This window comes from Bradyrhizobium sp. LA6.8 (genome assembly GCF_040547935.1).
GTDB classification, from domain to species: Bacteria; Pseudomonadota; Alphaproteobacteria; order Rhizobiales; family Xanthobacteraceae; genus Bradyrhizobium; species Bradyrhizobium barranii.
In genome coordinates this window covers 284,388-309,116 of sequence record NZ_JBEPQQ010000001.1, presented here as the reverse complement: position 1 = coordinate 309,116, position 24,729 = coordinate 284,388, and the positions used below count along the sequence as shown (strand labels likewise).

Below are 24,729 nucleotides of genomic sequence, written 5' to 3'. Positions count from 1 at the left end.
GGAGACAAGGCCCATGCTGAATACCGCGACCAAGTCCGAAGCACCGGGCACCGAGCAGGAATTGACGGATGGCTTTCATCTCGTCATCGACGCGCTCAAGCTGAACGGCATCAACACCATCTATAATGTGCCGGGCATCCCGATCACGGATTTGGGCCGCATGGCGCAGGCCGAAGGCATTCGTATGATCTCCTTCCGCCACGAGCAGAACGCCGGTTACGCCGCAGGCATCGCCGGCTACCTCACCAAGAAGCCGGGCATCTGCCTCACGGTGTCCGCGCCCGGCTTCCTCAACGGTCTCACCGCGCTCGCCCACGCCACCACCAACTGCTACCCGATGATCCTGATCTCGGGCTCCTCCGAGCGCGAGATCGTCGACCTCCAGCAGGGCGACTACGAAGAGATGGACCAGCTCGCGATCGCCAAGCCGCTGTGCAAGGCGGCCTATCGTGTGCTGCACGCCCAGGACATCGGCATCGGTCTCGCCCGCGCCATCCGCGCCGCGGTCTCGGGCCGTCCGGGCGGCGTCTATCTCGACCTGCCGGCAAAACTGTTCGGCCAGGTGATGAACGCCGATGCCGGCCAAAAGTCGCTAGTCAAGGTGATCGACGCCGCGCCCGCGCAGATCCCCTCGCCCGCTTCGATCAAGCGCGCGCTCGACGTGCTCAAGGCGGCGAAGCGTCCGCTCATCATCCTCGGCAAGGGCGCGGCCTACGCGCAGGCCGATGAAGAGATCAAGTCGTTCGTCGAGAAGAGCGGCGTGCCGTTCCTGCCGATGAGCATGGCCAAGGGCCTCCTCCCCGACACCCATCCGCAATGCGCCGGTGCTGCCCGCTCGACCGTGCTGAAAGAATCCGACGTCGTGCTGCTGATCGGCGCCCGGCTGAACTGGCTGCTCTCGCACGGCAAGGGCAAGAGCTGGGGCGAAGCGCCCAAGAAGTTCATCCAGGTCGACATCGAGCCCAGGGAAATGGATTCCAACGTCGAGATCGTCGCGCCCGTCGTCGGCGACATCGGCTCGGTCGTATCAGCCTTCAATCAGGCGATCAGCACGGGTTGGACCGCGCCGCCGGCCGAATGGACCAAGGCCATCGTGTCCAAGCGTGACGAGAACGTCGCCAAGATGGCGCCGAAGCTCATGAACAACAAGTCGCCGATGGACTATCACGGTGCGCTCGGCGTGCTGAAGAACGTGATCAAGGATCACCCGGAGGCGATCCTCGTCAACGAGGGCGCCAACACGCTCGACCTCGCCCGCGGCGTCATCGACATGTACAGGCCGCGCAAGCGTCTCGACGTCGGCACCTGGGGCGTGATGGGCATCGGCATGGGCCAGGCGATCGCGGCTGCGCTCGAGACCGGTCACCCCGTGCTGGCGGTGGAAGGCGACTCGGCCTTCGGCTTCTCCGGCATGGAGGTCGAGACCATCTGCCGCTACAACCTGCCGATCTGCGTCGTCATCTTCAACAATGACGGCATCTATCGCGGCACCGACGTCAACAGCGTCAACGCCGATCCGGCGACGACGGTGTTCGTCAAGGGCGCGCGCTACGACAAGATGATGGAAGCCTTCGGCGGCGTCGGCGTGAATGCCACCTCGCCTGACGAGCTCAAGCGCGCCGTCAACGAGGCGATGGCCTCGGGCAAGCCGACGCTCATCAACGCGGTGATCGATCCGGCCGCGGGCTCGGAGAGCGGCCGCATCGGCAACCTCAATCCGCAGAGCGTTCTGCAGAAGAAAAAGTAAGTCCTCCCCTTCAACCCTTAATTCCCTGCGGTTTGCGGGGGCAGACAGAGTATACGGAGCAACACGATGACCAAAGCGCTCAAGGGCGTTCGCATTCTCGACTTCACCCACGTCCAGTCCGGACCGACCTGCACGCAGCTGCTGGCATGGTTCGGCGCCGACGTGATCAAGGTGGAACGTCCGGGCGTGGGCGACATTACCCGCGGCCAGCTGCAGGACATCCCGAACGTGGACAGCCTGTATTTCACCATGCTCAACCACAACAAGCGCTCGATCACGCTCGACACCAAGAACCCCAAGGGCAAGGAAGTCCTCACCGAGCTGATCAAGAAGTGCGACGTGCTGGTCGAAAACTTCGGCCCCGGCGTGCTCGACCGCATGGGCTTCCCCTGGGAGAAGATCCAGGCGATCAACCCGAAGATGATCGTCGCCTCGATCAAGGGCTTTGGCCCTGGCCCCTACGAAGACTGCAAGGTCTATGAGAACGTCGCGCAGTGCACCGGCGGCGCCGCCTCGACCACCGGCTTCCGCGACGGCCTGCCGCTCGTCACCGGCGCGCAGATCGGCGACAGCGGCACCGGCCTGCACCTGGCGCTCGGCATCGTCACCGCCCTCTATCAGCGCACGCATTCGGGCAAGGGCCAGAAGGTCACCGCCGCGATGCAGGACGGCGTGCTCAACCTCGCGCGCGTCAAGCTGCGCGACCAGCAGCGCCTCGCGCATGGTCCGCTTAGGGAATACAGCCAGTTCGGCGAAGGCATTCCGTTCGGCGACGCCGTGCCGCGCGCCGGCAACGATTCCGGCGGTGGTCAGCCCGGCCGCATCCTGAAGTGCAAGGGCTGGGAGACCGATCCCAACGCCTACATCTACTTCATCACCCAGGCCCCGGTCTGGGAGAAGATCTGCGACGTGATCGGCGAGCCCACCTGGAAGACAGATCCGAACTACGCCAAGCCGGCCGTCCGCCTGCCGCGCCTCAACGAGATCTTCGCCCGCATCGAACAGTGGACGATGACGAAGACGAAATTCGAGGCGATGGAAATACTCAACAAGGACGACATCCCCTGCGGCCCGATCCTGTCGATGAAGGAGATCGCCGAAGACCAGTCGTTGCGCGCCACCGGCACCGTGGTCGAGGTCGATCACCCGACCCGCGGCAAGTACATCTCGGTCGGCAATCCGATCAAGCTGTCGGATAGCCCGAGCGAGGTGGAGCGCTCCCCGCTGCTCGGCGAGCACACCGACGAGATCCTGCGCAGCGTGCTCGGCTTCAGCGATCACCAGGTCGCCGACATCCACAAGTCCGGCGCGCTCGAGCCGCCGCAGAAGCAGGCCGCTGAGTAAGCGGATCTAGTTCAAGCCAAGACGAAAGGGCCGCCCGAAGGGGCGGCCCTTTTTGCTTCAGAAGACCGTGCGGTCGCGGCTGTGACTAAAAAATGGAAAAACAACCCCATGCACAGTAGCTAACCTGTTGGTCATAAACGATTTCGTATTTCACGAAATGTCTTTTGCCGCGTCGGGCAAAACAGAGGCATTATGCCATGATCCGACAAAGCCAATATCCTGCCCGGCGAAGAGCGGCCGAGGGGTTGTTCGTCGGACAAACGACCTAACGGCCAAGGCATGATCGGGAAAGAGGCTCAGCGGCTTGCAAAAAGGTCAGAGCGCCTCCAGTCCGAGCCGGCGGAACAACTTTCGATCGGCTTCGTCCTGCGGATTGCCCGCCGTCAGCAGCGTGTCGCCGACGAAGATCGAGTTTGCACCGGCAAAGAAGCACAGCGCCTGCATCTCGTCGGTCATCGCCGACCGCCCCGCCGAGAGTCGCACGAAAGAGGCCGGCATCATGATACGCGCCAGCGCGACAATGCGCACGAACTCGATCGGACCTATCGGCGTCGCCTTCGCCATCGGCGTTCCCGGAATCGGGATCAGCATGTTGATCGGCACGCTCTCCGGCGCTTCCGGGAGGTTGGCGAGCGTGACCAGCATGTCGACGCGGTCCTGTTCGCTCTCACCCATGCCGAGAATTCCGCCGCAGCACACTTTCATGCCGGCATCGCGGACATGCTCCAGCGTATCGAGACGATCGGCGAACGTGCGGGTGGAGGTAACGCTCGGATAGAAGCGCTCCGAGGTATCGATATTGTGATTGTAGTAATCAAGCCCGGCAGCACTCAGCCGGTCGGCCTGATCCCGGTCGAGCATGCCGAGCGTCATGCAGGTCTCGAGCCCGAGCTCCTTCACGGCTCCGACGACCTCGATAATGGCATCCATGTCGCGCGGCTTCGGATTGCGCCAGGCCGCGCCCATGCAATAACGCGTCGCGCCGCTGTCTTTTGCCTTGCGTGCCTCGGCAACGATCTTCCCGACCTCCATCAACTTGGAGGCTGCAAGAGCGGTCGCATGATGCGACGACTGGCTGCAGTAACCGCAGTCTTCCGGACAACCACCTGTCTTGATGTTCAGCAGCCGGCTCAACTGCACGCGATTTGGGTCAAAATGCTCCCGATGTACGGATTGTGAACGGAAGAGCAGATCGTTGAAGGGAAGCTGGTAAGCCGCCCATGCATCTTCACCAGTCCATCTTTGAGACCTTTGCGGCCTTTCCTTTGCGGGGATTGTCTCCCCGTCGTTCACACCGAGCATTACACATCTCCTGACATTGCGGCGGGACAATCGCACTATCGCAAACCTGGTGCCAGTCCGCAGGGTCCTTGGAACAAAAGCGGCGGCGTGCCATTGTTGTCTAAGCCGGCGTGCTATCCCGACGTACGAGCAACGCAGCCGCCAAGGCGAGGGACTGAAACACATCGCAAAAGCATCTGCGCAACGCTGCAGAATTGGCCTTCTTCTCGCCCCGAAAGGTAGCAAGCCCACGCACAGCGTTTGCGGGTGGGAGGCGTCGGCCAGCACCTGTCCTGTCACAGCTTGTTGATCAAAACGAGGTCGAAATGTTGAGAGATCAATCCTCGGATCGGGCCAAGCGTGAAGCCAACAAGGCGTTCAAGCCTGTCAAAACGCAGAAGCCGATCAATGACTATGCGAAGGACCAGCACTCCTTCAACGAGAATCGCGAGCGGCTGAAAGCGGAGCGACTGGCCCGCGAGGCCGAGCCGAAGGACCGCTCTGAATAGGACGCGTTCCCTGCCGGGTCACGATGTTGCATCCGCGCGATGAAGGCTGGCGCTGAGCGCGTCGCGTCGAAATCGACGCCTGACTCAAAGTGCGATGAGATCGGAATGAATCGTCATCGCGCTTTAGGTTATTGTCTGAGCATGATCTTTTCGGAAAACCGCTTCGCACTTTGCGCTAACGCGGCCCGTCGGGTCCGTATCATGCTTTAGAGCATCGAAAGCACGACGATCCCGTCTTCGAGCTCCCCGGAGGCCAGTCGGCTCCGCGCGATGCGCTCGAATTCCGTCCGGTACTTCTGAAGATAGCTGAAGGCCTGCTTCTGCGTCTGAAACGTGGTCGCAAGGCGGCACATCTGCCGGCCGGCGCCAAGCGCAAGAAAGAAGGTGATTGTACCACCGCTGTCCGACTTGATCCTAGGCACGATCCGCACTCTTTGGCATGTGACCGGCCCTCTCCAGATTTTCGTCGACGCAGTTGAATTCGACTATGGCGTCAGCTTTCTCTTGCGCTTCGTCAGGGTTGGTGCCGGCAGCGATGCTTGAAGAGTTGCGTCGGCCGCTTCCTTGGCTTCGCGCAGTTCGCGAAGCCGCGCCATGTTCTTGCGAACATCGACGGCCTGTCTCTCGACGTCCGCCATTGCCCGCGTTCCCTCCTCGGCAGCCAAACGCTGACGGTTGGTACGCGCAATGCTTTGGGGTGACGGTTCAGCCGACTTCTTGCCGCTCATGCTTCACCCACTCCCGCAACGGACAAAACCCGCTCAATCCCTGGGATCGAGCGGGCAGCGTGGCCGTTTCAGTACATCCGTGAAACGGCGCAGGATCTTAGGCCAGCGAGAGATTCTCTGCGCTGACCTTGCCTCGCATCTTGTCGGTCTTGGCCTCGAAGTTGACCTTCTGGCCCTCGGCGAGACCTGAGAGACCAGCCCGCTCGACTGCGCTGATGTGAACGAACACATCGTTGCCGCCGTCGTCGGGCTGAATGAATCCAAAGCCCTTTTGGCCGTTGAACCACTTCACGGTACCTGTCGTCATTATTCTTCTCCAAAGCGCATACGCGCACATTCCGCGTGACACTCACGCAGAACCAGATTCAATTCGTCGATGTCTCTGGAAAAGGAGCCCGCGGGCGCATTCAACAAGGCACAGCGGCTGAACGAACAGCACCAACGTATACCTCATCGGCGCCAGTTGCAAGGCTTGGCGGGATTTAATGCCCCATGGGCTTCGGCGGAACAATTCGGACTTTGCGAATTCAGGCTCGAAAGGCGCCTAAGGCAAGGTGAGTTGCGCGTTCGCAACCGCGATTTGGTGCCAATAACTGTGTTGCCCCGAGAGCGTCGACGCGATGTCGGGCTATCGAGCGCTCACCCGTACACCACCAGCAAGCTGCTCTCGGAAGAACCGCACCACTCTCCCTCCAGCCAATCGACTGCGGGCAACGAAAGGCTGCCAAGCGCCTCCGCCGCGCTGAGATAGCAAATCGCACCTGACAGTGCGGGGTCGGATTGGAAGCGTGAACGACTTGCTCCCGGCGTCGGCGTCAAGGCAAAGTGCTGGAAAACAGGGAGGTCAGCATGTCACTGCTCGGTCAGGCCGCCGTCGCGATGTGGTGGAGCGTCCGCCGCGAGCAGCGCGCGGAGTTCGGCGACTGGCATTCCCACGAACATTTTCCCGAGCGGATGAGCATTCCCGGCTTCCGGCGCGGATCGCGCTGGACCAGCACGACGGACACCGACGGCTTCTTCGTGCTGTACGAGCTGGAGCGGTACGAGGTGCTCACGTCGAAGGGCTATCTCGACCGGCTCAACGCGCCGACGCCGTGGTCGACCAAGATGATGCCGCACCATCTCGGCATGGTTCGCAGCCAGTGCCGCGTCGCCGCCAGCTTTGGCGGTGGCGTCGCGACCTCGCTCGCCACCATCCGGCTTTCGCCGGAGGCCGGGCGCGAGGCGGAGTTGCAGACACATCTCTCGGAGACGCTCGGCACATTGGCGCAGATGCCGGGACTGACCGGCGCCCACCTCCTCCTCACCGACACACCCCGGACCAGCTCGCCCACCACCGAGCAGCAGATCCGCGGCAAGGACGGCGCCGCCGACTGGATCATGCTGCTGTCGGGTTACGATGCCGACGCGATCGAGCAGGTGACCGCCGACCGACTTTCGCCGGCGGCGCTTGGCGCCCTGGGCGCGCAAGACAATCCGACGATCGGCCGCTACCGGCTCGCCTTCACGATGACGCCGCAGGATGTGGCAACGATCTGACGGATCGGTCGTCCGGCCGGCCGCGAGGTTAGATCTCGCACCTGGCGAACTCGATTCGATTGAGCGCGCAAACGGCCAACCATTGCACATGGGGGATGTGTGTTCTCGCGTGGAGCACGAAGGCGGACAAGGCTCGCCAGGTGTAAGCTCAGCTCCCCTCGCCTGCATCCTCATCGCTGCCCTCCTCGCCTGCGACATATTCGAGGATGTCTCCGGGCTGACAATCGAGCTCGCGGCAGATCGCGGCCAGGGTCGAGAAGCGCATCGCCCTCGCCTTGCCCGTTTTCAGGACCGACAGGTTCTGGATGGAAATGCCGATTGCGTCGGCGAGGTCCCCGAGGCGGCGCTTCCGCTTCGCAAGCATGACATCGAGGTTCACGACGATCGGCACAAGCATTCACCTCAGATCGTCAGCTCGTTTTCGGACTGCAGCAGGATGGCGTGCTCGATGACGAATTTCAGCGCCATCAGGAACATCCCGCCCGCGATCGTGCCGATGTCGACGTTGTAGGACGGCAGGAAGAACTTGACGTCGCCGATCTCGTGCAAGGCATAAGCCACCGCGTTGCTGGTGATCAGGTCGATGAACGGCCAGATCACCAGAATGATCCCCATCCACCACACGCCCTGAAGCGTCTCGGACGCGAAGATCCGGCCGCGTGCGAATCGGTGCACCATACGGTGCAGGATGCCGATCAACACGGCGAAGAACGAGAGCTGAAGCGCAAATAGCGTCCAGAACAACAGCTGTCCCGGGCGCGACATCTCGAGCGGATTGGCGACAAGGCCTGCGCATTTCACCTGGTCGGGACCAAGGCTCGCCGCGATCGAGGCGGAGGCGGTCGTGCTCCGGAGATAGGCGAGCCACACCACCACCGGCAGTGCCGCCCAGATCGCCCAGAACGCAAGATCGAGACGCCGGAACCAGCTCTGCCGGGCCTCACGTACCGATATCTCCACCACACCCATCTCCAAGCACTCCGCAATTTCCAGGCAGCCACCCTCCCCCAATATGCATGTTCCGCGCGATTGACTCAACCTTAAGCGCGATATATTGATCGTTTATCATGAAATATTTCATGACAATTGATCCAATATGGAGCCCCCATGCGTTCCACGCTCGTCCGGCACCTGCTCGCAGCGCTGTTGTCCATCTCCCCGCTTGGAAACGCCGAAGCCGCAACGGCCAGCGGTCCTGCCGGCGTCTGGCTGACACAGTCTGGCGACGCGAGGATCAAGGTGAGCCGTTGCGGCAATGCGCTATGCGGCCGGGTCGTCTGGCTGAAGGAGCCGATCGATAAGAAGACGGGCAAGGCGCAGCTCGACGACCATAACGCCGATCCTACATTGCGCGGCCGGAAGATCGTCGGCATCTCCCTGTTCATCGACATGCAGGCTGCCGGCGCCAATCAATGGTCGGGCAGGATCTACAATGCCGACGACGGAAAGACCTATGCGAGCACCGTCACCTTGCTGCCATCCGGCAGTCTCAACGTCCGGGGCTGCATGGGAACGTTGTGCGCAGGTGAAGACTGGACGCGGTGAGCGGCAACCCGATCCAAAACAACTTCCAACAACTTCAAAGGCAACATCAAAGGCCGCCGGTTTCGGCGGCCCTCGTTTATCTGCAATGCCATGTCGGATCGGCGGCATCCCGGTCGTCCTTGAGACATGAATGGGCCGTAGACGCCAAGGTCGGCCCATCAATGCAAGAGGATGAAGGAACATGCCCAGCACTGTACGTCTGCACCGCGTTCTCTCGACCAGTCCGGAGAAAGTCTATCGCGCCTTCCTCGAGGCGGATGCGCTGGCGAAATGGCTTCCGCCGAACGGCTTTACCTGCACCGTCCATCACCTCGAGCCCAAGGTCGGGGGCACGTTCAAGATGTCGTTCCGGAATTTCACGACGGGCAACAGCCACGCCTTCGGCGGCGAATATCTCGAGCTCGTCCCCGGCGAACGTCTCCGCTACACCGACAGGTTCGACGACCCCAATCTGCCCGGCGAAATCCAGGTGACCGTGACGCTGAAGAAGGTCTCGGTCGGCACCGAGGTTGACATTACCCAAGCCGGCATCCCTGACGTCATCCCGCCGGAGGCCTGCTATCTCGGCTGGCAGGAATCGCTGCGAAACCTCGCAAGGCTCGTCGAGCCCGATATCAAGCAATAGCTTCCAGACCACGCGAAAGGGACGGCTGCGTGATGGTGATGCTCACGCGCCCGCCTTCGACTTGAGCCCCCCGTCCGCGGTCCAGCGGTCCGGATCGGGACTGTGTCCAATCAGCGCGAGGCCGTAGGCGATCGACTCGAACTGGTCGCCCGACATCAGCCGTTCGTTGCCGAACCGGTCGGCGAACAGCTTTCTGACGGCCGGAACGAAGGAAGTCCCGCCGGTCAAGAACACCTTCTCCACCTCGCGCGCGGTGATGCCCGCTTCGCTTAGCACCTTGTCGACGGTGGCACCCAGCCGGGCGATGTCGTCGGCAATCCAGGATTCAAAATTCTTCCGTGTGATGGTCGCACCGATGTCGACGCCGCCCCCCTTGAAGCGGAAGTCCACCTCGTCCCGCGCCGACAGCGCGACCTTGGCGTCAGATACCGCGCGGTAGAGCGAAAAGCCGAGGTCGAGATCGACGATGGTGATGAAATCTTCAAGAAGCTTCGGCTTCAGCGCGCTGCGCGCAAGCTCCCGAAGCTCGCGCAGATCGCCATTGCTCTTCATCATCGCGAGCTGATGCCAGCGCGCGAGGTTGGTGTAGTGGCCGGTGGGGACCGGCAGCACCTTGTCGAACGAGCGGAAGCTGGAGCCTTTTCCCAGCCGCGGCGAGACGACGTGGTCGACGATGCGGTAATCGAAGGTGTCGCCGGCAATGCCGATGCCGGCGTGTCCAAGCGGCTCGGCGCGCAAGGCTCCTCCCGCGCGCGAAAAGCGCATCACCGAGAAATCGCTGGTGCCGCCGCCGAAATCCGCAACCAGCACGGTGGCATCACGCTCCAGCCGTCGGGCGAAGGAGAACGCCGCGCCCACGGGCTCGTAGACATAGCGCGCGTGGCCGGCGCCGAGGCGTTCGAACGCGGCCCGATAGCGCTGCATCGCCAGCTCTTCGTCGGGATTGCCGCCGGCGAACCGCACCGGGCGGCCGACCGTGATGTTGGACGTCTCGAAGCCGAACTTTTCGCCGCCATGGCGCGCCAGCGTGCGCAGGAACGCCGCCAGAATGTCCTCGAACTTGAAGCGCTGCCGAAACACTTGCGTGGTGTTGAAGCTGGAGCTCGCCGCAAACGTCTTGAACGACTGCAGGAAGCGGTAGACGTGGCGGCCTTCGAGGAACGTCTCGATGGCCCATGGACCGCCTTCGGCCTGGGCGCCGGCGCCCGGCCGATCCTCCCAGAAGCACAGCGCCGAGACGTAGACGCTGTGGCGCTGGCCGCCGTGATCGAAGCGGATGGCCTCGACCCGGCGATCGTCCGCCGCGATCGCGACGACCGTGTTGCTGGTCCCAAAATCGATGCCGATCGAGACGGCGGGCGAGGCGCTCGACATGAACCACTCTGACAGTTGATTGGAAAAGGGGGCAGACCACTAACGGCTTTGGCTGGGCCTGCCAAGACCTTGAATGTTGCAGTGCGGTTGGATTTGGAACCCGCGCGCCGCTCTGTCCGCGCTCTTTTGCCTCCGTAATGGGGGCCTTTTGGGGCCGATCTCGCAATTCCAGCAGCCCGGCTGGCAATTTTGAGCTCGGTTCGGTCCCTTTAACGGATCATTATGCTGCAATGCGGGAGCATGCATGCTGCTATGCAATGGCATGCATGGACACTGGAATCTGGTATACGTAGATTGCCCTTCGAAATGAGACAGCATCACTGACCGTCTCGAGAAAGGGAATTCAGATGTCCAAGACCGCTTCCGTCGCGCTCGCCCCCTCCGCCTCGCTGTTCACCCGCTTCCTGGCCGCGGTCGATCGCTTCCTGATGGCGAGCGCCGAGATTTCGAATCACAACGGCGACCTGCCCCGCTTCGGCCTGTAAGCAGCGCCTCCCGCGCGGCAAGCGCGACGCGCCGGTTTCAGAACCGTCCACATACTACTTTTGATGAATGGCCCCGCAGGACGGGGCCATTTCTATTTGCGTTGTCCCGAGTCACAGCGGCAACCGATGAAGGTCCTGCGGCATTTGCGCACGGTGATCGGACCAGCGCTTGAACCTTGGCATAATGAATACAAGAATGCCCCTCCAGCGCTCGCAGAAAAATTAGAGGCGCCACGGGAGGCTTTATGACGGACATGGTGCAGGCAACGGTTCCAACCGCCGCGCGGGTTAGCGACACGTATCGCTGGGCGCAATTGGCGGTCGGTGTAGCGGCGATGGTGATGATCGCCAATTATCAATACGGCTGGACGTTCTTCGTCCCCGACATCCAGAAAAAGTTCGGCTGGGATCGCGCCTCGATCCAATGGGCCTTTACGCTCTTCGTACTGTTCGAGACATGGCTGGTGCCGGTCGAAGGATGGTTCGTCGACAAATACGGCCCGCGCATCGTCGTGCTCGTCGGCGGCGTGCTCTGCGCCATCGGTTGGGCGATCAATGCGCAAGCCACCACGCTCAACGGCTTCTATCTCGGCATGATCATCGCGGGCATCGGCGCCGGCGGCGTCTACGGCACCTGCGTCGGCAATGCGCTGAAATGGTTTCCCGACAAGCGCGGTCTTGCTGCCGGCATCACGGCGGCCGGTTTCGGCGCGGGCTCCGCGCTCACGGTTGCGCCGATTCAGGCCATGATCAAGGACAGCGGATTCCAAACCACCTTCCTGTATTTCGGGCTCGGCCAGGGCATCATCATCTGCATCCTCGCCTTCTTCCTCTACGCGCCGAAGGCCGGACAGGTGCCTCCCGTTGTGCAGAACGCTGCGTTGCAACAGACCCGCCGCAACTATCAGCCAACCGAAGTGCTGCGCCAGCCGATCTTCTGGCTGATGTACTTCATGTTCGTGATCGTCGGCGCCGGCGGCCTGATGGTGACGGCGAACCTGAAGCCGATCGCAGTCGACTGGAAGGTCGACAGCGTTCCGGTGACGCTGATGGCGGTGACGATGACCGCGGTGACGTTCGCAGCCACGATCGACCGCGTGCTCAACGGTCTGACGCGTCCGTTCTTCGGCTGGATCTCCGACATGATCGGCCGCGAGAACACGATGTTCATCGCCTTCGGCATGGAAGGCTTCGGCATCTGGATGCTCTACCTCTGGGGACACGACCCGCTCTGGTTCGTGTTGCTGTCGGGCTTCGTGTTCTTCGCCTGGGGTGAGATCTACTCGCTGTTCCCCTCGACCTGCACCGACACGTTCGGCGCCAAGTTCGCGACCACCAATGCGGGCCTGCTCTACACCGCAAAGGGCACCGCCGCGCTGCTTGTCCCGATCGCCAACTACATGCAGCAATCGTCGGGCACGTGGGACAGCGTGTTCATCATCGCGGCCGGCGCCAACATCCTGGCTTCGTTGCTGGCGATCATGGTGCTCAAGCCCTGGCGCAAGGTCGTGGTCGCGAAATCGACCGTCGCCGCCTGACGCACTCCACCACTCCTTCAAGCACGACGCCCGGCCTCACGGCCGGGCGTTTTCGTTTTTTCAGAACCCGCCTTGGCTACCGCTGACCTGAAGGGAACCGTGCACTTTTCTTGCGCTGCGTCACAAGATTGGGCTTGCCTTCTGGAATATGGTATACCAATGTCCCCGCCGCGCTTGCGACGATAAGCCACAATATTTGCGACACTGGGTCATCTTGCAATCCCAGGTCGCATTCAATCAGGCGCGTTGGGAGGTTATTGATGATTTCCAGCACGGACGGCGCCGTCACAGCTGCGCCTCTTCGCACCGGTTTCCGTTGGTTCCAACTCGCCATGGGCATCGTCTGCATGGCGATGATCGCCAATCTGCAATACGGCTGGACGTTGTTCGTCGATCCGATTGACGCCAAGTATCATTGGGGCCGCGCGGCGATCCAGCTCGCTTTCACCATCTTCGTCGTCACCGAGACCTGGCTGGTGCCGATCGAGGCCTGGTTCGTCGACAAATACGGTCCGCGCATCGTCATCATGTTCGGCGGCGTCATGATCGCGCTGTCCTGGGTGCTCAACTCCTACGCTGACTCGCTCGCCCTGCTCTACGCCGCCGCGGTCGTCGGCGGCATGGGCGCCGGCGCGGTGTACGGCACCTGCGTCGGCAACGCGCTGAAATGGTTCCCCGATCGCCGCGGTCTCGCCGCCGGTGCGACCGCTGCCGGCTTCGGCGCGGGCGCCGCGCTCACCATTGTGCCGATCGCGACCATGATCGTAACGAGCGGCTACCAGCACGCGTTCCTCACCTTCGGCATCGCCCAGGGCCTGATCGTGTTCGTGCTCGCCTTCTTCATCCAGCCGCCGCGGATCTCGATCCCGCCGAAGAAGAAGCAGCTCAATCTGCCGCAGACGAAGATCGACTTCACCCCGCCGCAGGTGCTGCGCACCCCTATTTTCTGGGTGATGTATCTCGTTTTCGTCATGGTCGCCTCCGGCGGCCTGATGACCGCGGCACAGATCGGCCCGATCGCGCACGACTTCAAGATCGCCGACACGCCGGTGACGCTCGCGGGCTTCCAGATGGCGGCATTGACGTTCGCGATCTCGCTCGACCGCATCTTCGACGGTTTCGGACGTCCCTTCTTCGGCTGGGTCTCCGACACGATCGGCCGCGAGCACACCATGTTCATCGCGTTCGGCACCGCGGCGGTAATGCTGCTGACGCTGTCGGCCTATGGAAACATCCCGATCGTGTTCGTGCTCGCGACCGCGGTTTACTTCGGCGTGTTCGGCGAAATCTACTCGCTGTTCCCTGCGACCTGCGGCGACACCTTCGGTTCGAAATACGCAACCACCAACAACGGCATGCTCTACACCGCGAAAGGCACGGCATCCCTGCTCGTCCCTCTCGCCAGCGTGATCTCGGCAACGTACGGCTGGAAGGCGGTGTTCGTGGTCGCAGTGGCGCTGAACGCGACGGCGGCGCTCACGGCGCTGTTCGTGATCAAGCCGCTGCGCCGCTCCTTCATCCTCGGCAAGGAAGCCGAGAGCGCCAACGCCGCGACCGGCACCGCCAAGACCGGCAACGCCAAGACCGAGACAGCGTAGCGACCACACGCCTTTCAATCGGTCGAAAGGGGCGCAGCGATGCGCCCCTTTTCCTTTTTGGCACGATGACAAACGTCAGTATTGCTGCCGCAAGAATTTTCGGATCAGCCAAATCGAATGCTTGACGATTGGCATTATGTATACCACACTTCGCCTGTCATTCACCTAGGGAGGTTGCAATGCTGGTCGGAGACATTCTGCGCAAAAAGACACCGCGCGTTGTCACGGTGCGAATGAACGAAACGGTGGGTATCGCCGCCAAGCTGATGCGCGCCAACAACATCAGCGCGCTGGTGGTCAAGGACGTGGTCCGTTCAGAAGGCAACACCGCGGTCGGCATGTTCACCGAGCGTGACGTGGTGCGCGCCGTCGCCGAGCATGGTGCCAACGCCATTAACGTCAAGGTCTCGCAGCTCGTGTCGGTGCAGCAGCTGGTGTCCTGCAGCTCCTCAGACACGATCGAGCACGTCCGGCATCTGATGAACCGCAATCACATCCGTCACCTGCCGGTCATCGACGATTACAGCCTCGTCTCCGTCATCAGCATGCGCGACATTGCTGCTGCCGTTGACGAAGCGATCAACGGCTCGCCGCAAGCAGCAGCTTAAAGCGTCACACTTCCCCTGCGACTACCGGCCCCGGCTCGGACCTCTCCGAGCCGGACCGGATCTTTCGTCCCAAAATTCCGGACACCCGCGAGGATTTCATGAAGATCTGCATCTACGGCGCCGGCGCGATCGGCGGATATCTCGGGGTTCAGCTCGCACGCGCTGGCGCCGACGTCAGCCTGGTCGCGCGCGGCGCCCACCTTGCCGCGATGCGCGAGCGCGGGCTGACCCTGCTCGCGGGCGAGGAGAAGCACACCGTGCATCCGCGCTGCACCGACGATCCCGCCGAGCTCGGCGTGCAGGACTACATCATCATCACGCTGAAGGCGCATTCGATCACCGGCGTGATCGAGAAGATGCAGCCGCTGCTCGGGCCGCACACCCGCATCGTCACCGCCGTCAACGGCATTCCCTATTGGTATTTCTACAAGCACGGCGGCCAATACGAGAATTCGACGCTGGAGAGCATCGACCCCGGCGGACGGCAGTGGCGCGAGATCGGCGCCGAGCGCGCCATCGGCTGCATCGTCTATCCCGCCACCGAGATCGAAGCGCCCGGCGTGATCCGCCACGTCTACGGCAACAATTTCCCGCTCGGCGAGCCTTCCGGCGAAATCACCTCGGACGTGCAGCGCCTCGCCGATCTCTTCGTCGCCGCCGGGCTGAAAGCGCCGGTGCTCGACCGCATCCGCGACGAGATTTGGCTGAAACTCTGGGGCAATGTCTGCTTCAACCCGATCAGCGCACTGACCCATGCAACGCTCGACGTGATCTGCACCGATCCCTCCACGCGTGCGCTGTCGCGCGCGATCATGGTGGAGACGCAAGGCATCGCCGAGACGTTTGGCGTCAAATTCCGCGTCGACGTCGAGCGCCGCATCGAGGGCGCCCGCAAGGTCGGCGCGCACAAGACCTCGATGCTCCAGGATCTCGAGCGCGGCCGTCCGATGGAGATCGACCCGCTCGTCACCGTGGTGCAGGAGATGGGCCGCCTCACCGGCATCGCCACGCCCGCGCTCGACTCGGTGCTGGCGATGGTGACCCAGCGCGCCCGCATCGCCGGCCTCTATGACGGCGTCTCAGCGCCTGCCGATCCCCGTGCACTGGCGGTGGCGTGATGGCGGGCGAGATGAAACAATGGCTGCGCTTCCGCCATGCCGGTGCGACCGGCTTCGGCACCCTGACGCCCTCAGGCATCAGCGTGCATGAGGGCGAGATGTTCGGCCGCCATGCAGCCACCGGCAAGATTCTGGCACTGTCGGAGGTCGAGCTGCTCGCGCCCTGCGCGCCCAGCAAGATCGTCGCGCTCTGGAATAATTTCCACGCGCTCGCCGCCAAGCTGAACCAGCCCGAGCCGCCGGAGCCGCTCTATCTGTTGAAGGCGACCACGACGATCACGACGCCGGGCGCCGTGATCCGCCGCCCCTCTTATTACGACGGCAAGACCACCTATGAGGGCGAGCTCGGCATCGTCATCGGCAGGACCTGTGCCCGGGTCTCGCCGGCGGAAGCGGACAGCTTCATCTTCGGTTACACCTGCGTCAACGACATCACCGCCAACGACATCCTGACCAGCGATCCCACCTTCCCGCAATGGGCCCGCGCCAAGGGCATCGATGATTACGGCCCGTTCGGCCCCGTCATCGCAACCGGCCTCGATCCGGCCAAGCTTGTCGTGCGCACCATCCTCAACGGCGCGGAGCGGCAGAACTATCCGATCTCGGACATGATCTTCACCGCGCAGGAGCTGGTCAGCAAAATCTCCCACGACATGACCCTGCTTCCCGGCGACCTCATCGCCGTCGGCACCTCGGTCGGCGTCGGGGTGATGAAGGAGCCGGTGAATACAGTGACCGTCGCGATCGACGGCATCGGCGAGCTCACGAACGAGTTTCGGCTGTAACTCGCTGCGTCATTCCTAGGCCGCAAATCCATCGTGGGCCCGGAATGAAGGCTCGCCGGCCATTTGCGCCGCAGCCCGGCAAAAATTGATCCTGCGCAAATCGGCGGTCGCGGCTGCCGCTATCCTTCCCGGCAACAGATCGATTTCTGATGCAAGGGAGGATGTCATGTCGAACGCCAGTAATGCACTTCTCTGGGCGGCTCTGTACTTCGCTCTTTCGTTCGCTGCGATCTTCGTGGTCTGGTTCGCCGACAAGATGCGCACGAACTTCCTCGGGAAATGATAGCCCGAGGTTCGCCGGCTCGCGCCGACGCCTGCTGCTAGCCTCCCCGAAAGGGGTCCACGCAGTGCCGTAGCCCGGATGGAGCGAAGCCTAATCCGGGACGGGCGTTTCTGCGCGCGCAGACCCCGGATTGCGCTTTGCTCCATCCGGGCTTACAGGCCTTGCCCCGCTCCCCGGGAAAACCTGGCACCCTGCTCTCCGCTAATCGACTGACGCAACCAGCAGTGGATCGCGCGACCGGAAACATCTGGCAACCCCGCCCGCCCCTTGATCTCGGTTCCGCTCTCCAATAGCAACTATGGCGAGAATGTGTCCCGGGTGGGGAAGTCACGATGTGGCTGTTTTTCGTGGTTGCCTGGTTTGTCCTGCTAGCCGCGATCGCGATCCTCGCCCAACAGGCGTTTGGTTATGACGTCGCGCACTTGCCTGCCCTGTTTGCGGACCTGCCTATGCCGCAGCGTATCGCAACCGGCGCGATCGTGACGCTCGGGCTGGCGCTGATCGGCGCCCCCGCCTGGCGGCTCTCGCGTCAGGATCGCCGCCTCAATACCCTGCGCGACCGCCTCAAGAAGACCCGCGAGGATGTCGTCGTCGCCCACGCCCTGCAAAACCACCTCGACGCCACCGTCCAGCACCTGATCGAAAGCGATCCCCGCGAGGCCGTCTCCGCCCTCCATGACAAGCTGGGCGAGACTGAGCAGCGCGCCCTGCTCCAGCAGGGCCGTAACGAATCCACCGACATGCACGACCAGCTCGCCGAGATCCGCCGACGCCAGCAGGGGGTGCGAGAGATGGTCGGCAAGGTCGCCGATCAGCGGCGCGCGGTCGAGCCTGTTTTCACCGAGGTCCGCGACCGCCAGAACCAGCTCGAACGCTCCCTGCTCGACCTCGAGACCGACGACCGCAAGAACAACCTCGCCGACCGCCTGAAAGATGTTGCGCGCGACGTATCGGCGCTGCTGTCACGGGTGAACGCGGTCCAGGACACTTTCGTGACCCTCAGCCAGTACAAGGAAGATCTGGCGAAATCCCATGCCGAGCTGATCCCGCTGCGCTCGTCGGACGCCGGCATCAATGCCCTGATCGGCGAGCTCGGCCTCAGCCATGACCGCCTGGCCAAGAGCATCGACGAGCTCGAGACCGGCGGAGAGGCGCCGCTCGACACTCGCGTCGAGACGCTCTCGAAGAACAAGATCGAGATCGCGCAGCGCCTCGCCCGCATCGACGACAGCTTCAACATCCTGAAAGCGATCCGGCTCGATTTCGAGGAACTCGGCCAGCGCCAGGCCCAGCTCGAACGCTCGCTCGCCGACGTCGAAACCGACCCCGACGGCAAGACCCTCGTCGACCGCCAGAACGCGCTGAACGATTTCGTCCTCCAGTCGCGCCAGCGGCTCGGCGCGTTGCAGGAGACGCTGGCGACGCTGAACGCCTTCAAGACGGAGTTGTCGAAGTCGCAGGCCGACCTCGTTCCGCTGAAGGCGCCGGTGTTCGGCATCGAGGCCATGATCGCCGAGGTCGGCGCCACCCGCGATCTCCTTGCGAACACCGTCGGCGAGATCGAGGCGAACGGCGACGTCACCCTCGCCTCGCGCGTCGATGCCCTCGCCAGGAGCAAGCGCGAGGTCGAAGACCGCCTCGCCCGCATCTTCGACAATTTCAACGCGCTCGATGCCTTGCGCAAAGACATCGGCGGCATCTTCTCGACGATCCGGAACAGCTTGAACAGGATCGGGTGAGAGACGCGTAGCAGCAGCGTAGGATGGGTAGAGCGCAGCGAAACCCATCATCGCTCCCCGCGCAGATGGCCGATGGGTTTCGCTTCGCTCTACCCATCCTACCGACCAGGCCGCGCACCCCGAAACATCCAGACACATCACATCCCTGTACACCCGATCAATGCCGCCAACATGTCCCGCGGGTGCCGCAACTTGGACGCATTCGGCCCCCTTCTATGAGGCGTGTCTGGGGGCACGGCCGTGCCGTGTTTGGACCAAACCTTCTAGGGGTATGACTGTGAAGAAAATTGCAATTGCTTTGGGCGCCACGCTTGCTCTGGTGACGGCTGCGAACGCTGCGGATCTGCCGCGTCGCCAGCCCGTTCCCGTCTATCCTGCGGAGCAGGCGCCGATCGGCAAGATGCCGATTGGCAAGAGCCCGATTGGAAAGGCCCCGATCGGCAAGGCGCCCGGCCCGGTCGCTGCGCGCTACTGACGCGCAACGGAAATACGCGCAAGAATCTGCGTAAGCGGCCGGTAGTCGAGGGGCACAACGTGACGAACACATCTGATCGATCGGGATCCTGCATCCTCGCGGGATTCGCTCTCGCGGCGATGCTCGCCTGCACCACCCCCTCGGCCTCGGCCCACGAAGCGAACAAGCGCGTTGCCGATGCCAATGCGCTTGCTACGACCGACGCCGCATCACAACCGGCGCCGCAATCGACGCGGCGCTCCGTCGTGCGCGCGGAGAAGGGTCCCTACTACGTCGACTTCCGCGCGCGGACGGCGGCGAGCTGGGGCCATGCGTTCGTCTGGTACGGCAAGACCAGCGAGCGCGCCGTCGAAGTCGCGGGGCTCACGCCCGCCGGCGACACTTGGGCCTATGTGCTCGGTCACCTCACCTGGGTGCCAGCCGAAACCGGCGCGAGCTACGGCGACCTCGATCCGGACTATCTGACCGCGAACTATCGCGTCTATCTGAACGAAGCCGACGCCAAGCGCGTCTTCGCCTATATCAAGAAATTGCAGGCGAGCTCGCCGGTCTGGAACGCTGAGACCACCAACTGCACCGGCTTCATCGGCGACATCGCCGAGTTCATGGGCCTGCAGGTCCCCTACCGCTGGCAGCGCCCGGAAAAATTCGTCAACAGCCTCAAGGAAATGAACGGCGGCCGCCAGATGGTGCGGCTGTCGGCGGAGTAGCCGTTATTCGCCTTTGACATGATTGGCGAGCATTCCTCGACAGTGCTATTGTAGGTGGTGAGCAGGCGCTGCGGGAAAGCGTCTGGCGTAGCGTAATCAAAACTCAATCGAGGCAAGACCGAGGACTATAAGCAACGCGCCCAGGTGCCGCTCATCCGTTCCACAAACCTTCACGGAGGTCGAGATGGCTAACAATCAGACGGGCTCAAGTGCTGACCGGTTGAAGCATCCATTTCTCGAAAAGCTCGGCGCGATACCGGCCGCAGCCGAGGGCCTCTTCGCATACAGCGCGAAGATCGTATGCGGCAAGCAATCCGAGGCAAGCTGCTGTTGTGTCGCCGGCGCCCGGCCGGGCGTGTATGCGACCGAGGTCAACATTCAAAATCTCAACCTGGTGACGGCACCGGTTCTGAAGTTCGTCGTGCCCTTGATCAACTCGGGCGCTGTTGTTGCGCGTGAACCCGACGTCGCCGACCCGACCACGTTCGCTGCACGTCAGGTAGAGGTCATCAAGCTTCCTCCGTTGGGGGCGACGATGGATGATTGCTGCCGTATCGCAGAGATGCTGCTGGGCGCGGCCCCGAGCGGAGACACCGCGCTCACCATCGCTATCTTGACGATTGTCAGCCAATTCGAACTGTCTGTCTCCGTCGTCTACACCGCGAACCCGTTGAGCGGAGACGGCATCAGCATCGACGTTGAGTATATTCCATCGCGACTCCTGCGGCTTCGTGGCCAAGGTTGACGCGGGATCCAGTTGGCGCTCGGCCTTCCGGGCACCCTTGGAGCAGCACTTTTGCTACCTCTCCGCCGTCGCCCCTTTTCGCCAGGACGACGGCAGGAGAATACGCCAAGCGCCCCGCACCAAAATTATCCGCCCCACGGAATCCCCTCACGCCTCGCATGATCGCCCTGCCCCCACCGCACGGCGGCGCAATAGACATTTCCCGACCCCGGCGGCATCCTGCCGCCATCAACCGATAACAGAGCGCCACGCGAGGCGGGGGAAACAGATCATGCTGCAGACACGGTTCACAAAGCTCGTCGGCGTCGAGCACCCGATCGTCCAGGGCGGCATGCAATGGGTCGGACGCGCCGAGCTGGTCGCCGCGGTCGCGAACGCCGGCGCGCTCGGCTTCATCACGGCGCTGACCCAGCCGACCCCGGAAGACCTGACCAAGGAGATCGCGCGCTGCCGCGACCTCACCGACAAGCCCTTTGGCGTCAACCTCACCATCCTGCCCGCGATCAAGCCGCCGCCCTACGCCGAATACCGCGCCGCCATCATCGAGGCCGGCATCACCGTAGTCGAGACCGCCGGCAACAAGCCGCAGGAGCATGTCGACGAGTTCAGGAGGCACGGCGTCAAGGTCGTGCACAAATGCACCAGCGTCCGCCACGCGCTCTCGGCCGAGCGCATGGGCGTCGACGCCATCTCGATCGACGGCTTTGAATGCGCCGGCCACCCCGGCGAGGACGACACCCCCGGCCTGATCCTGATCCCGGCCGCCGCCAACAAGGTCAAGATCCCGATGATCGCCTCGGGCGGCTTTGCCGATGCCCGCGGCCTCGTCGCCGCCCTTGCGCTCGGCGCCGAGGGCATCAACATGGGCACCCGCTTCATGGCGACCAGGGAAAGCCCGATCCACCAGCTCATCAAGGAGAAGATCGTCGCCAATGACGAGCGCGAGACCGAGCTGATCTTCCGCACCATGCGCAACACCTCGCGCGTCGCCAAAAACGAGATCTCGACCAAGGTCGTCGCCCTGGAGAAGGAAGGCGCCAAGTTCGAGGACATCCGCGAGCTGGTTGCGGGCGCCCGTGGTAAGATGGTCTATGCGACCGGCAATTCGGACGAAGGCATCTGGTCGGCGGGCCAGGTGCAGGGCCTGATCCAGGACATCCCGAGCTGCGCCGAGCTGATCTCCCGCATCGTGCGCGAGGCCGAAGCCATCATTCGCAGCCGGCTCGAAGGCATGATCGCTCATCCGAGCGCACAAGCCGCTGAATAATCACTGCAAGAAGCGAGAGTAATTCATGAAGGCTTATGTCTACGGCCCTGACGGCGCTCAGATTTCCGACGTCGCTCAACCAAAGCCTAAAGGCACGCAGGTGCTGGTCCGCGTCCGCGCCTGCGGGCTGAACCGCGCCGACACCGGCATGCGCAAGGGCCACGCCCATGGCGCCGCCGGCGGTGCCGGCACCGTGCTCGGCATGGAATGGGCCGGCGAGGTCGCCGAGCTCGGACCGGATGCCAAGGGCGTGAAGGTCGGCGACCGCATCATGGGCTCGGGCGGCGCGGCGTTCGCCGAATACACCCTGGCCGATCACGGCCGGCTGTTCCGCGCGCCCTCGAACATGAACTTCGAGGAAGCCGCCACCCTGCCCGTCGCGCTCGCGACCATGCACAACGCGGTCGTCACCGTCGGCGGTGTTCAGCCTGGGCAAGCCGTGCTGATCCAGGGGGCGAGCTCCGGCGTCGGTCTGATGGCGATGCAGATTGCGCGGCTCAAGGGTGCCAAGCTCGTGATCGGCTCGTCGACCAATGCCTATCGCCGCGGCCGGCTTAGGGAGTATGGCGCCGACCTCGCCGTCGACTCCTCCGACCCCAAATGGGTGGACGAGGTGCTGAAGGCGACGAACGGCGAAGGCGTCGACCTCATCGTCGACCAGGTCTCGGGCAAGGTCGCGAGCCAGAACCTCGCCGCCACCAGGGTCAAGGGCCGCATCGTCAATGTCGGCCGGCTCGGCGGCACCCATGCCGACTTCAACTTCGACCTGCATGCGGCACGCCGGATCGACTATGTCGGCGTCACCTTCCGCACCCGCACCATCGAGGAGGTCCGCGAGATCTTCGACGAGGTCCGCAAGGACATCTGGGGCGCGGTCGAGTCACGCAAGCTGCAGCTGCCGATCGACAAGGTCTATGCCTTCGCCGACATCGACAAGGCGTTCGAGCACATGGAGGCGAACAAGCATCTGGGGAAGATCGTCGTGACGCTGTGATCCCTGGCCGGGCGACGAGCGCCCGGTCTCGTAGGGTGGGCAAAGCGGAGCGTGCCCACCACAGCGGTTGATCAGGAGACACTTGTTGGTGGGCACGGCGCTACGCGCCTTTGCCCACCCTACGAGACTGAGCCGGTGGCATAAGCGAGCATTCAATTCGGAAGCATTCGCAATAGTTTCGCTCCTGCAACTCACTCGCGACTACAGCTGTGGATCGTCGCTTGATGTTCAGCCCTAGGCTGCTAAATCCCCGGCCATGAGCGCACAGCACAACAAGACCTCGGTCGCCGCAATCTCGATCTTCGCCAGCGGCGGCATGGCGGCGGCCAAGTTTGCGGTCGGGATCGCGATCGGCTCGCTGGCGCTGATTTCGGAGGCCCTACATTCCTCGATCGACCTGGTCGCGACCATCATCACCTGGGCGGTGGTGCGGGTGTCCGACAAGCCGGCCGACGAAGAGCACCATTACGGCCACGGCAAGCTGGAGAGCATCTCCGCGCTCGGTGTCACCGCCCTGCTCTACGTGCTGGCCGGGGGCATCCTGGTCGAATCCTACAGCCGCCTGCGCGAGGGAACTCCGCCGCCGACCATCTCGGCCGTACCGTTCGTGGTGCTGGTGATCGACATCGTCGTGAACCTCTGGCGCGCCCGCGCCCTGCATCGTGCCGCGCGGGAGACGCGCAGCCAGGCGCTCGCGGCGGACGCGCTGCATTTCGCCTCCGACGTACTCGGCTCGTTCGCCGTGATCATCGGCCTGATCCTGGCCGCCCTCGGCTTCTGGTGGGGCGACGCCGCGGCGGCCGCCGCCGTCGCCGTGATGATCGCCCTGCTCGGCCTGCGCATGGCCGGCTCGACCGTGCAGACGCTGGTCGATCGCGCCCCCGAGGGCGCGCAGGAGAAGGCCACGGCCGCGATCCTTGGCGTGCCCGGCGTGATCGACGTCGAGCGGCTGCGGCTGCGCATGGTGGGCGCGACCATGTTCATCGACACCATCGCGAAGGTGCCGCGAACCTATCCGATCGACCGCGTCGAGGAGATCAAGCGCAAGGCGCAGGCGGCGGTCGACAAGGCATTCGGCGACGCCGACCTTACCTTCACCGCCGTCCCCGTCGCGCGCGACAACGAGACCGTGCGCGACCGGATCATGGTCATCGCACACAATTCCGGCCTCGCCATCCACCACGTCACGGTGCACGACCTAGGCGCCAAGCTGATCGTCGGCATCGACCTCGAGGTCGACGCCGGGATGCAGCTCGACGCCGCCCATGACATCGCCAACACGCTGGAGCGCAGCATCCAGGAGGAGTTCGGCGCCGACGTCGAGGTCGACGTCCATATCGAGCCATTGGAACCGGAACTGCCGTTCGGGGTCGATGCCGTGCCGGAACGGGTGCGGGCCATCGCCTCCGCCCTGACGGAATATGCCGCCGGCGGCGAGATCTACGACATCCACAATGTGCGTGTCCGCAACACCGACGCCGGCGAGATCGTCAATTTCCACTGCCGTGCCACGCCCTCGATGAGCGTGATCAAGGTACACGAGCATGTCGACGCGATCGAGCGCGCGCTCCGTCGCGCGTTCCCGGGCGTGAAGCGCGTGATCAGTCACGCCGAGCCGCCGCGGGCGTGACGCGAAATGTGCGAGGAGTCACACGTTCTCGTTTCGGACTCGCCGCGCACGTAAGTTTGCGG

The 24,729-nt window shown here is 63.3% G+C and carries 26 protein-coding genes; 19 read left to right on the top strand and 7 right to left on the bottom strand.

Annotated features, from left to right (window positions below):
* The first annotated feature begins 13 nt into the window (after positions 1 to 13).
* Together oxc and frc are read left to right on the top strand one after the other, a co-directional pair.
* Positions 14 to 1,747 (top strand): oxalyl-CoA decarboxylase, encoded by a 1,734-nt coding sequence (gene oxc / locus ABIA90_RS01270; protein ID WP_354116995.1) that lies wholly within the window; start codon positions 14 to 16, stop codon positions 1,745 to 1,747.
* 66 nt (positions 1,748 to 1,813) lie between these two features.
* Positions 1,814 to 3,091 (top strand): formyl-CoA transferase, encoded by a 1,278-nt coding sequence (gene frc / locus ABIA90_RS01265; protein ID WP_354116994.1) that lies wholly within the window; start codon positions 1,814 to 1,816, stop codon positions 3,089 to 3,091.
* Between the two features lie 315 nt (positions 3,092 to 3,406).
* Here frc and bioB read toward each other — a convergent pair whose 3' ends face one another.
* The gene (gene bioB / locus ABIA90_RS01260; RefSeq protein ID WP_354117612.1) at positions 3,407 to 4,393 is read right to left on the bottom strand and encodes a biotin synthase BioB; all 987 of its coding nucleotides are present in this window, start codon (positions 4,391 to 4,393) and stop codon (positions 3,407 to 3,409) included.
* Between the two features lie 305 nt (positions 4,394 to 4,698).
* Between bioB and ABIA90_RS01255 the strand changes: the two genes are divergently transcribed.
* Entirely contained in the window at positions 4,699 to 4,881 is a 183-nt protein-coding gene (locus ABIA90_RS01255) for a hypothetical protein (RefSeq protein WP_063984522.1), read from the top strand.
* A gap of 206 nt (positions 4,882 to 5,087) precedes the next feature.
* On the opposite strand, the gene ABIA90_RS01250 is transcribed toward ABIA90_RS01255, so the two are convergent.
* The 3 genes from ABIA90_RS01250 to ABIA90_RS01240 form a co-directional block, all read right to left on the bottom strand.
* Positions 5,088 to 5,312 (bottom strand): hypothetical protein, encoded by a 225-nt coding sequence (locus ABIA90_RS01250; protein ID WP_028151477.1) that lies wholly within the window; start codon positions 5,310 to 5,312, stop codon positions 5,088 to 5,090.
* Between the two features lie 54 nt (positions 5,313 to 5,366).
* Positions 5,367 to 5,609: a transcriptional regulator gene (locus ABIA90_RS01245; RefSeq protein ID WP_247308555.1), complete on the bottom strand. Its 243-nt coding sequence runs from the start codon at positions 5,607 to 5,609 to the stop codon at positions 5,367 to 5,369.
* A 97-nt stretch (positions 5,610 to 5,706) separates the two neighbouring features.
* Positions 5,707 to 5,916: a cold-shock protein gene (locus ABIA90_RS01240; RefSeq protein WP_028151479.1), complete on the bottom strand. Its 210-nt coding sequence runs from the start codon at positions 5,914 to 5,916 to the stop codon at positions 5,707 to 5,709.
* 542 nt (positions 5,917 to 6,458) lie between these two features.
* On the opposite strand from ABIA90_RS01240, the gene ABIA90_RS01235 reads away from it, so the two are divergent.
* Positions 6,459 to 7,148, top strand: a complete 690-nt coding sequence (locus tag ABIA90_RS01235; RefSeq protein ID WP_354116993.1) for a hypothetical protein — start codon at positions 6,459 to 6,461, stop codon at positions 7,146 to 7,148.
* Between the two features lie 148 nt (positions 7,149 to 7,296).
* Here ABIA90_RS01235 and ABIA90_RS01230 read toward each other — a convergent pair whose 3' ends face one another.
* Both ABIA90_RS01230 and ABIA90_RS01225 read right to left on the bottom strand, forming a co-directional pair.
* Positions 7,297 to 7,539 (bottom strand): helix-turn-helix domain-containing protein, encoded by a 243-nt coding sequence (locus tag ABIA90_RS01230; RefSeq protein WP_071917595.1) that lies wholly within the window; start codon positions 7,537 to 7,539, stop codon positions 7,297 to 7,299.
* An 11-nt stretch (positions 7,540 to 7,550) separates the two neighbouring features.
* Positions 7,551 to 8,117, bottom strand: a complete 567-nt coding sequence (locus tag ABIA90_RS01225; protein ID WP_063984524.1) for a DUF2975 domain-containing protein — start codon at positions 8,115 to 8,117, stop codon at positions 7,551 to 7,553.
* A gap of 138 nt (positions 8,118 to 8,255) precedes the next feature.
* On the opposite strand from ABIA90_RS01225, the gene ABIA90_RS01220 reads away from it, so the two are divergent.
* Together ABIA90_RS01220 and ABIA90_RS01215 are read left to right on the top strand one after the other, a co-directional pair.
* A complete protein-coding gene (locus tag ABIA90_RS01220) occupies positions 8,256 to 8,693 on the top strand; it encodes a DUF2147 domain-containing protein (RefSeq protein ID WP_354116991.1) in 438 nt (145 codons plus the stop codon).
* A 181-nt stretch (positions 8,694 to 8,874) separates the two neighbouring features.
* Positions 8,875 to 9,318: an SRPBCC family protein gene (locus ABIA90_RS01215; RefSeq protein ID WP_354116990.1), complete on the top strand. Its 444-nt coding sequence runs from the start codon at positions 8,875 to 8,877 to the stop codon at positions 9,316 to 9,318.
* Positions 9,319 to 9,360: 42 nt separating this feature from the next.
* Here ABIA90_RS01215 and ABIA90_RS01210 read toward each other — a convergent pair whose 3' ends face one another.
* Positions 9,361 to 10,692, bottom strand: a complete 1,332-nt coding sequence (locus ABIA90_RS01210; protein ID WP_354116989.1) for an Hsp70 family protein — start codon at positions 10,690 to 10,692, stop codon at positions 9,361 to 9,363.
* Positions 10,693 to 11,039: 347 nt separating this feature from the next.
* On the opposite strand from ABIA90_RS01210, the gene ABIA90_RS01205 reads away from it, so the two are divergent.
* From ABIA90_RS01205 to ABIA90_RS01145, 13 genes are all read left to right on the top strand, one after another.
* Entirely contained in the window at positions 11,040 to 11,177 is a 138-nt protein-coding gene (locus ABIA90_RS01205; RefSeq protein ID WP_166098301.1) for a hypothetical protein, read from the top strand.
* Between the two features lie 245 nt (positions 11,178 to 11,422).
* Positions 11,423 to 12,715 carry an oxalate/formate MFS antiporter gene (gene oxlT / locus ABIA90_RS01200; protein WP_354116988.1) on the top strand — a complete coding sequence of 431 codons (1,293 nt, stop codon included), beginning with the start codon at positions 11,423 to 11,425 and terminating at the stop codon, positions 12,713 to 12,715.
* A 260-nt stretch (positions 12,716 to 12,975) separates the two neighbouring features.
* Positions 12,976 to 14,313 carry an oxalate/formate MFS antiporter gene (gene oxlT, locus ABIA90_RS01195; protein WP_354116987.1) on the top strand — a complete coding sequence of 446 codons (1,338 nt, stop codon included), beginning with the start codon at positions 12,976 to 12,978 and terminating at the stop codon, positions 14,311 to 14,313.
* A 179-nt stretch (positions 14,314 to 14,492) separates the two neighbouring features.
* Positions 14,493 to 14,921: a CBS domain-containing protein gene (locus ABIA90_RS01190; protein WP_063984529.1), complete on the top strand. Its 429-nt coding sequence runs from the start codon at positions 14,493 to 14,495 to the stop codon at positions 14,919 to 14,921.
* A gap of 98 nt (positions 14,922 to 15,019) precedes the next feature.
* Positions 15,020 to 16,039: a 2-dehydropantoate 2-reductase gene (locus ABIA90_RS01185; RefSeq protein WP_063984530.1), complete on the top strand. Its 1,020-nt coding sequence runs from the start codon at positions 15,020 to 15,022 to the stop codon at positions 16,037 to 16,039.
* Between the two features lie 11 nt (positions 16,040 to 16,050).
* Positions 16,051 to 16,824, top strand: coding sequence for a fumarylacetoacetate hydrolase family protein (locus tag ABIA90_RS01180; RefSeq protein ID WP_354116986.1), 774 nt, complete (start codon positions 16,051 to 16,053; stop codon positions 16,822 to 16,824).
* A 615-nt stretch (positions 16,825 to 17,439) separates the two neighbouring features.
* Positions 17,440 to 18,846 carry a hypothetical protein gene (locus ABIA90_RS01175; protein ID WP_354116985.1) on the top strand — a complete coding sequence of 469 codons (1,407 nt, stop codon included), beginning with the start codon at positions 17,440 to 17,442 and terminating at the stop codon, positions 18,844 to 18,846.
* Between the two features lie 271 nt (positions 18,847 to 19,117).
* Positions 19,118 to 19,321, top strand: a complete 204-nt coding sequence (locus ABIA90_RS01170; RefSeq protein ID WP_354116984.1) for a hypothetical protein — start codon at positions 19,118 to 19,120, stop codon at positions 19,319 to 19,321.
* A gap of 59 nt (positions 19,322 to 19,380) precedes the next feature.
* Positions 19,381 to 20,031 (top strand): hypothetical protein, encoded by a 651-nt coding sequence (locus ABIA90_RS01165; RefSeq protein WP_354116983.1) that lies wholly within the window; start codon positions 19,381 to 19,383, stop codon positions 20,029 to 20,031.
* 184 nt (positions 20,032 to 20,215) lie between these two features.
* On the top strand, positions 20,216 to 20,776 hold the full coding sequence (locus ABIA90_RS01160; RefSeq protein ID WP_166098330.1) for a hypothetical protein: 561 nt from the start codon (positions 20,216 to 20,218) through the stop codon (positions 20,774 to 20,776).
* Between the two features lie 271 nt (positions 20,777 to 21,047).
* Positions 21,048 to 22,043: an NAD(P)H-dependent flavin oxidoreductase gene (locus ABIA90_RS01155; protein WP_071915559.1), complete on the top strand. Its 996-nt coding sequence runs from the start codon at positions 21,048 to 21,050 to the stop codon at positions 22,041 to 22,043.
* A gap of 25 nt (positions 22,044 to 22,068) precedes the next feature.
* Positions 22,069 to 23,037, top strand: coding sequence for a quinone oxidoreductase family protein (locus ABIA90_RS01150; RefSeq protein ID WP_354116982.1), 969 nt, complete (start codon positions 22,069 to 22,071; stop codon positions 23,035 to 23,037).
* Between the two features lie 256 nt (positions 23,038 to 23,293).
* Positions 23,294 to 24,667, top strand: coding sequence for a cation-efflux pump (locus ABIA90_RS01145; protein WP_166098345.1), 1,374 nt, complete (start codon positions 23,294 to 23,296; stop codon positions 24,665 to 24,667).
* Positions 24,668 to 24,729 lie beyond the last annotated feature (62 nt).

Bases quoted from the DNA above. Each gene is read 5' to 3' on its own strand.
- ABIA90_RS01220 (WP_354116991.1), top strand. From the start codon at position 8,256: ATGCGTTCCACGCTCGTCCGGCACCTGCTCGCAGCGCTGTTGTCCATC.
- ABIA90_RS01245 (WP_247308555.1), bottom strand. From the start codon at position 5,609: ATGAGCGGCAAGAAGTCGGCTGAACCGTCACCCCAAAGCATTGCGCGT.
- ABIA90_RS01175 (WP_354116985.1), top strand. From the start codon at position 17,440: ATGTGGCTGTTTTTCGTGGTTGCCTGGTTTGTCCTGCTAGCCGCGATC.
- ABIA90_RS01205 (WP_166098301.1), top strand. From the start codon at position 11,040: ATGTCCAAGACCGCTTCCGTCGCGCTCGCCCCCTCCGCCTCGCTGTTC.
- ABIA90_RS01160 (WP_166098330.1), top strand. From the start codon at position 20,216: ATGGCTAACAATCAGACGGGCTCAAGTGCTGACCGGTTGAAGCATCCA.
- ABIA90_RS01185 (WP_063984530.1), top strand. From the start codon at position 15,020: ATGAAGATCTGCATCTACGGCGCCGGCGCGATCGGCGGATATCTCGGG.
- ABIA90_RS01150 (WP_354116982.1), top strand. From the start codon at position 22,069: ATGAAGGCTTATGTCTACGGCCCTGACGGCGCTCAGATTTCCGACGTC.
- bioB (WP_354117612.1), bottom strand. From the start codon at position 4,393: ATGCTCGGTGTGAACGACGGGGAGACAATCCCCGCAAAGGAAAGGCCG.
- ABIA90_RS01170 (WP_354116984.1), top strand. From the start codon at position 19,118: ATGACTGTGAAGAAAATTGCAATTGCTTTGGGCGCCACGCTTGCTCTG.
- oxlT (WP_354116987.1), top strand. From the start codon at position 12,976: ATGATTTCCAGCACGGACGGCGCCGTCACAGCTGCGCCTCTTCGCACC.
- ABIA90_RS01255 (WP_063984522.1), top strand. From the start codon at position 4,699: ATGTTGAGAGATCAATCCTCGGATCGGGCCAAGCGTGAAGCCAACAAG.
- ABIA90_RS01180 (WP_354116986.1), top strand. From the start codon at position 16,051: ATGAAACAATGGCTGCGCTTCCGCCATGCCGGTGCGACCGGCTTCGGC.
- oxc (WP_354116995.1), top strand. From the start codon at position 14: ATGCTGAATACCGCGACCAAGTCCGAAGCACCGGGCACCGAGCAGGAA.
- ABIA90_RS01235 (WP_354116993.1), top strand. From the start codon at position 6,459: ATGTCACTGCTCGGTCAGGCCGCCGTCGCGATGTGGTGGAGCGTCCGC.
- ABIA90_RS01240 (WP_028151479.1), bottom strand. From the start codon at position 5,916: ATGACGACAGGTACCGTGAAGTGGTTCAACGGCCAAAAGGGCTTTGGA.
- ABIA90_RS01225 (WP_063984524.1), bottom strand. From the start codon at position 8,117: ATGGGTGTGGTGGAGATATCGGTACGTGAGGCCCGGCAGAGCTGGTTC.
- oxlT (WP_354116988.1), top strand. From the start codon at position 11,423: ATGACGGACATGGTGCAGGCAACGGTTCCAACCGCCGCGCGGGTTAGC.
- ABIA90_RS01215 (WP_354116990.1), top strand. From the start codon at position 8,875: ATGCCCAGCACTGTACGTCTGCACCGCGTTCTCTCGACCAGTCCGGAG.
- ABIA90_RS01155 (WP_071915559.1), top strand. From the start codon at position 21,048: ATGCTGCAGACACGGTTCACAAAGCTCGTCGGCGTCGAGCACCCGATC.
- frc (WP_354116994.1), top strand. From the start codon at position 1,814: ATGACCAAAGCGCTCAAGGGCGTTCGCATTCTCGACTTCACCCACGTC.
- ABIA90_RS01145 (WP_166098345.1), top strand. From the start codon at position 23,294: ATGAGCGCACAGCACAACAAGACCTCGGTCGCCGCAATCTCGATCTTC.
- ABIA90_RS01190 (WP_063984529.1), top strand. From the start codon at position 14,493: ATGCTGGTCGGAGACATTCTGCGCAAAAAGACACCGCGCGTTGTCACG.
- ABIA90_RS01210 (WP_354116989.1), bottom strand. From the start codon at position 10,692: ATGTCGAGCGCCTCGCCCGCCGTCTCGATCGGCATCGATTTTGGGACC.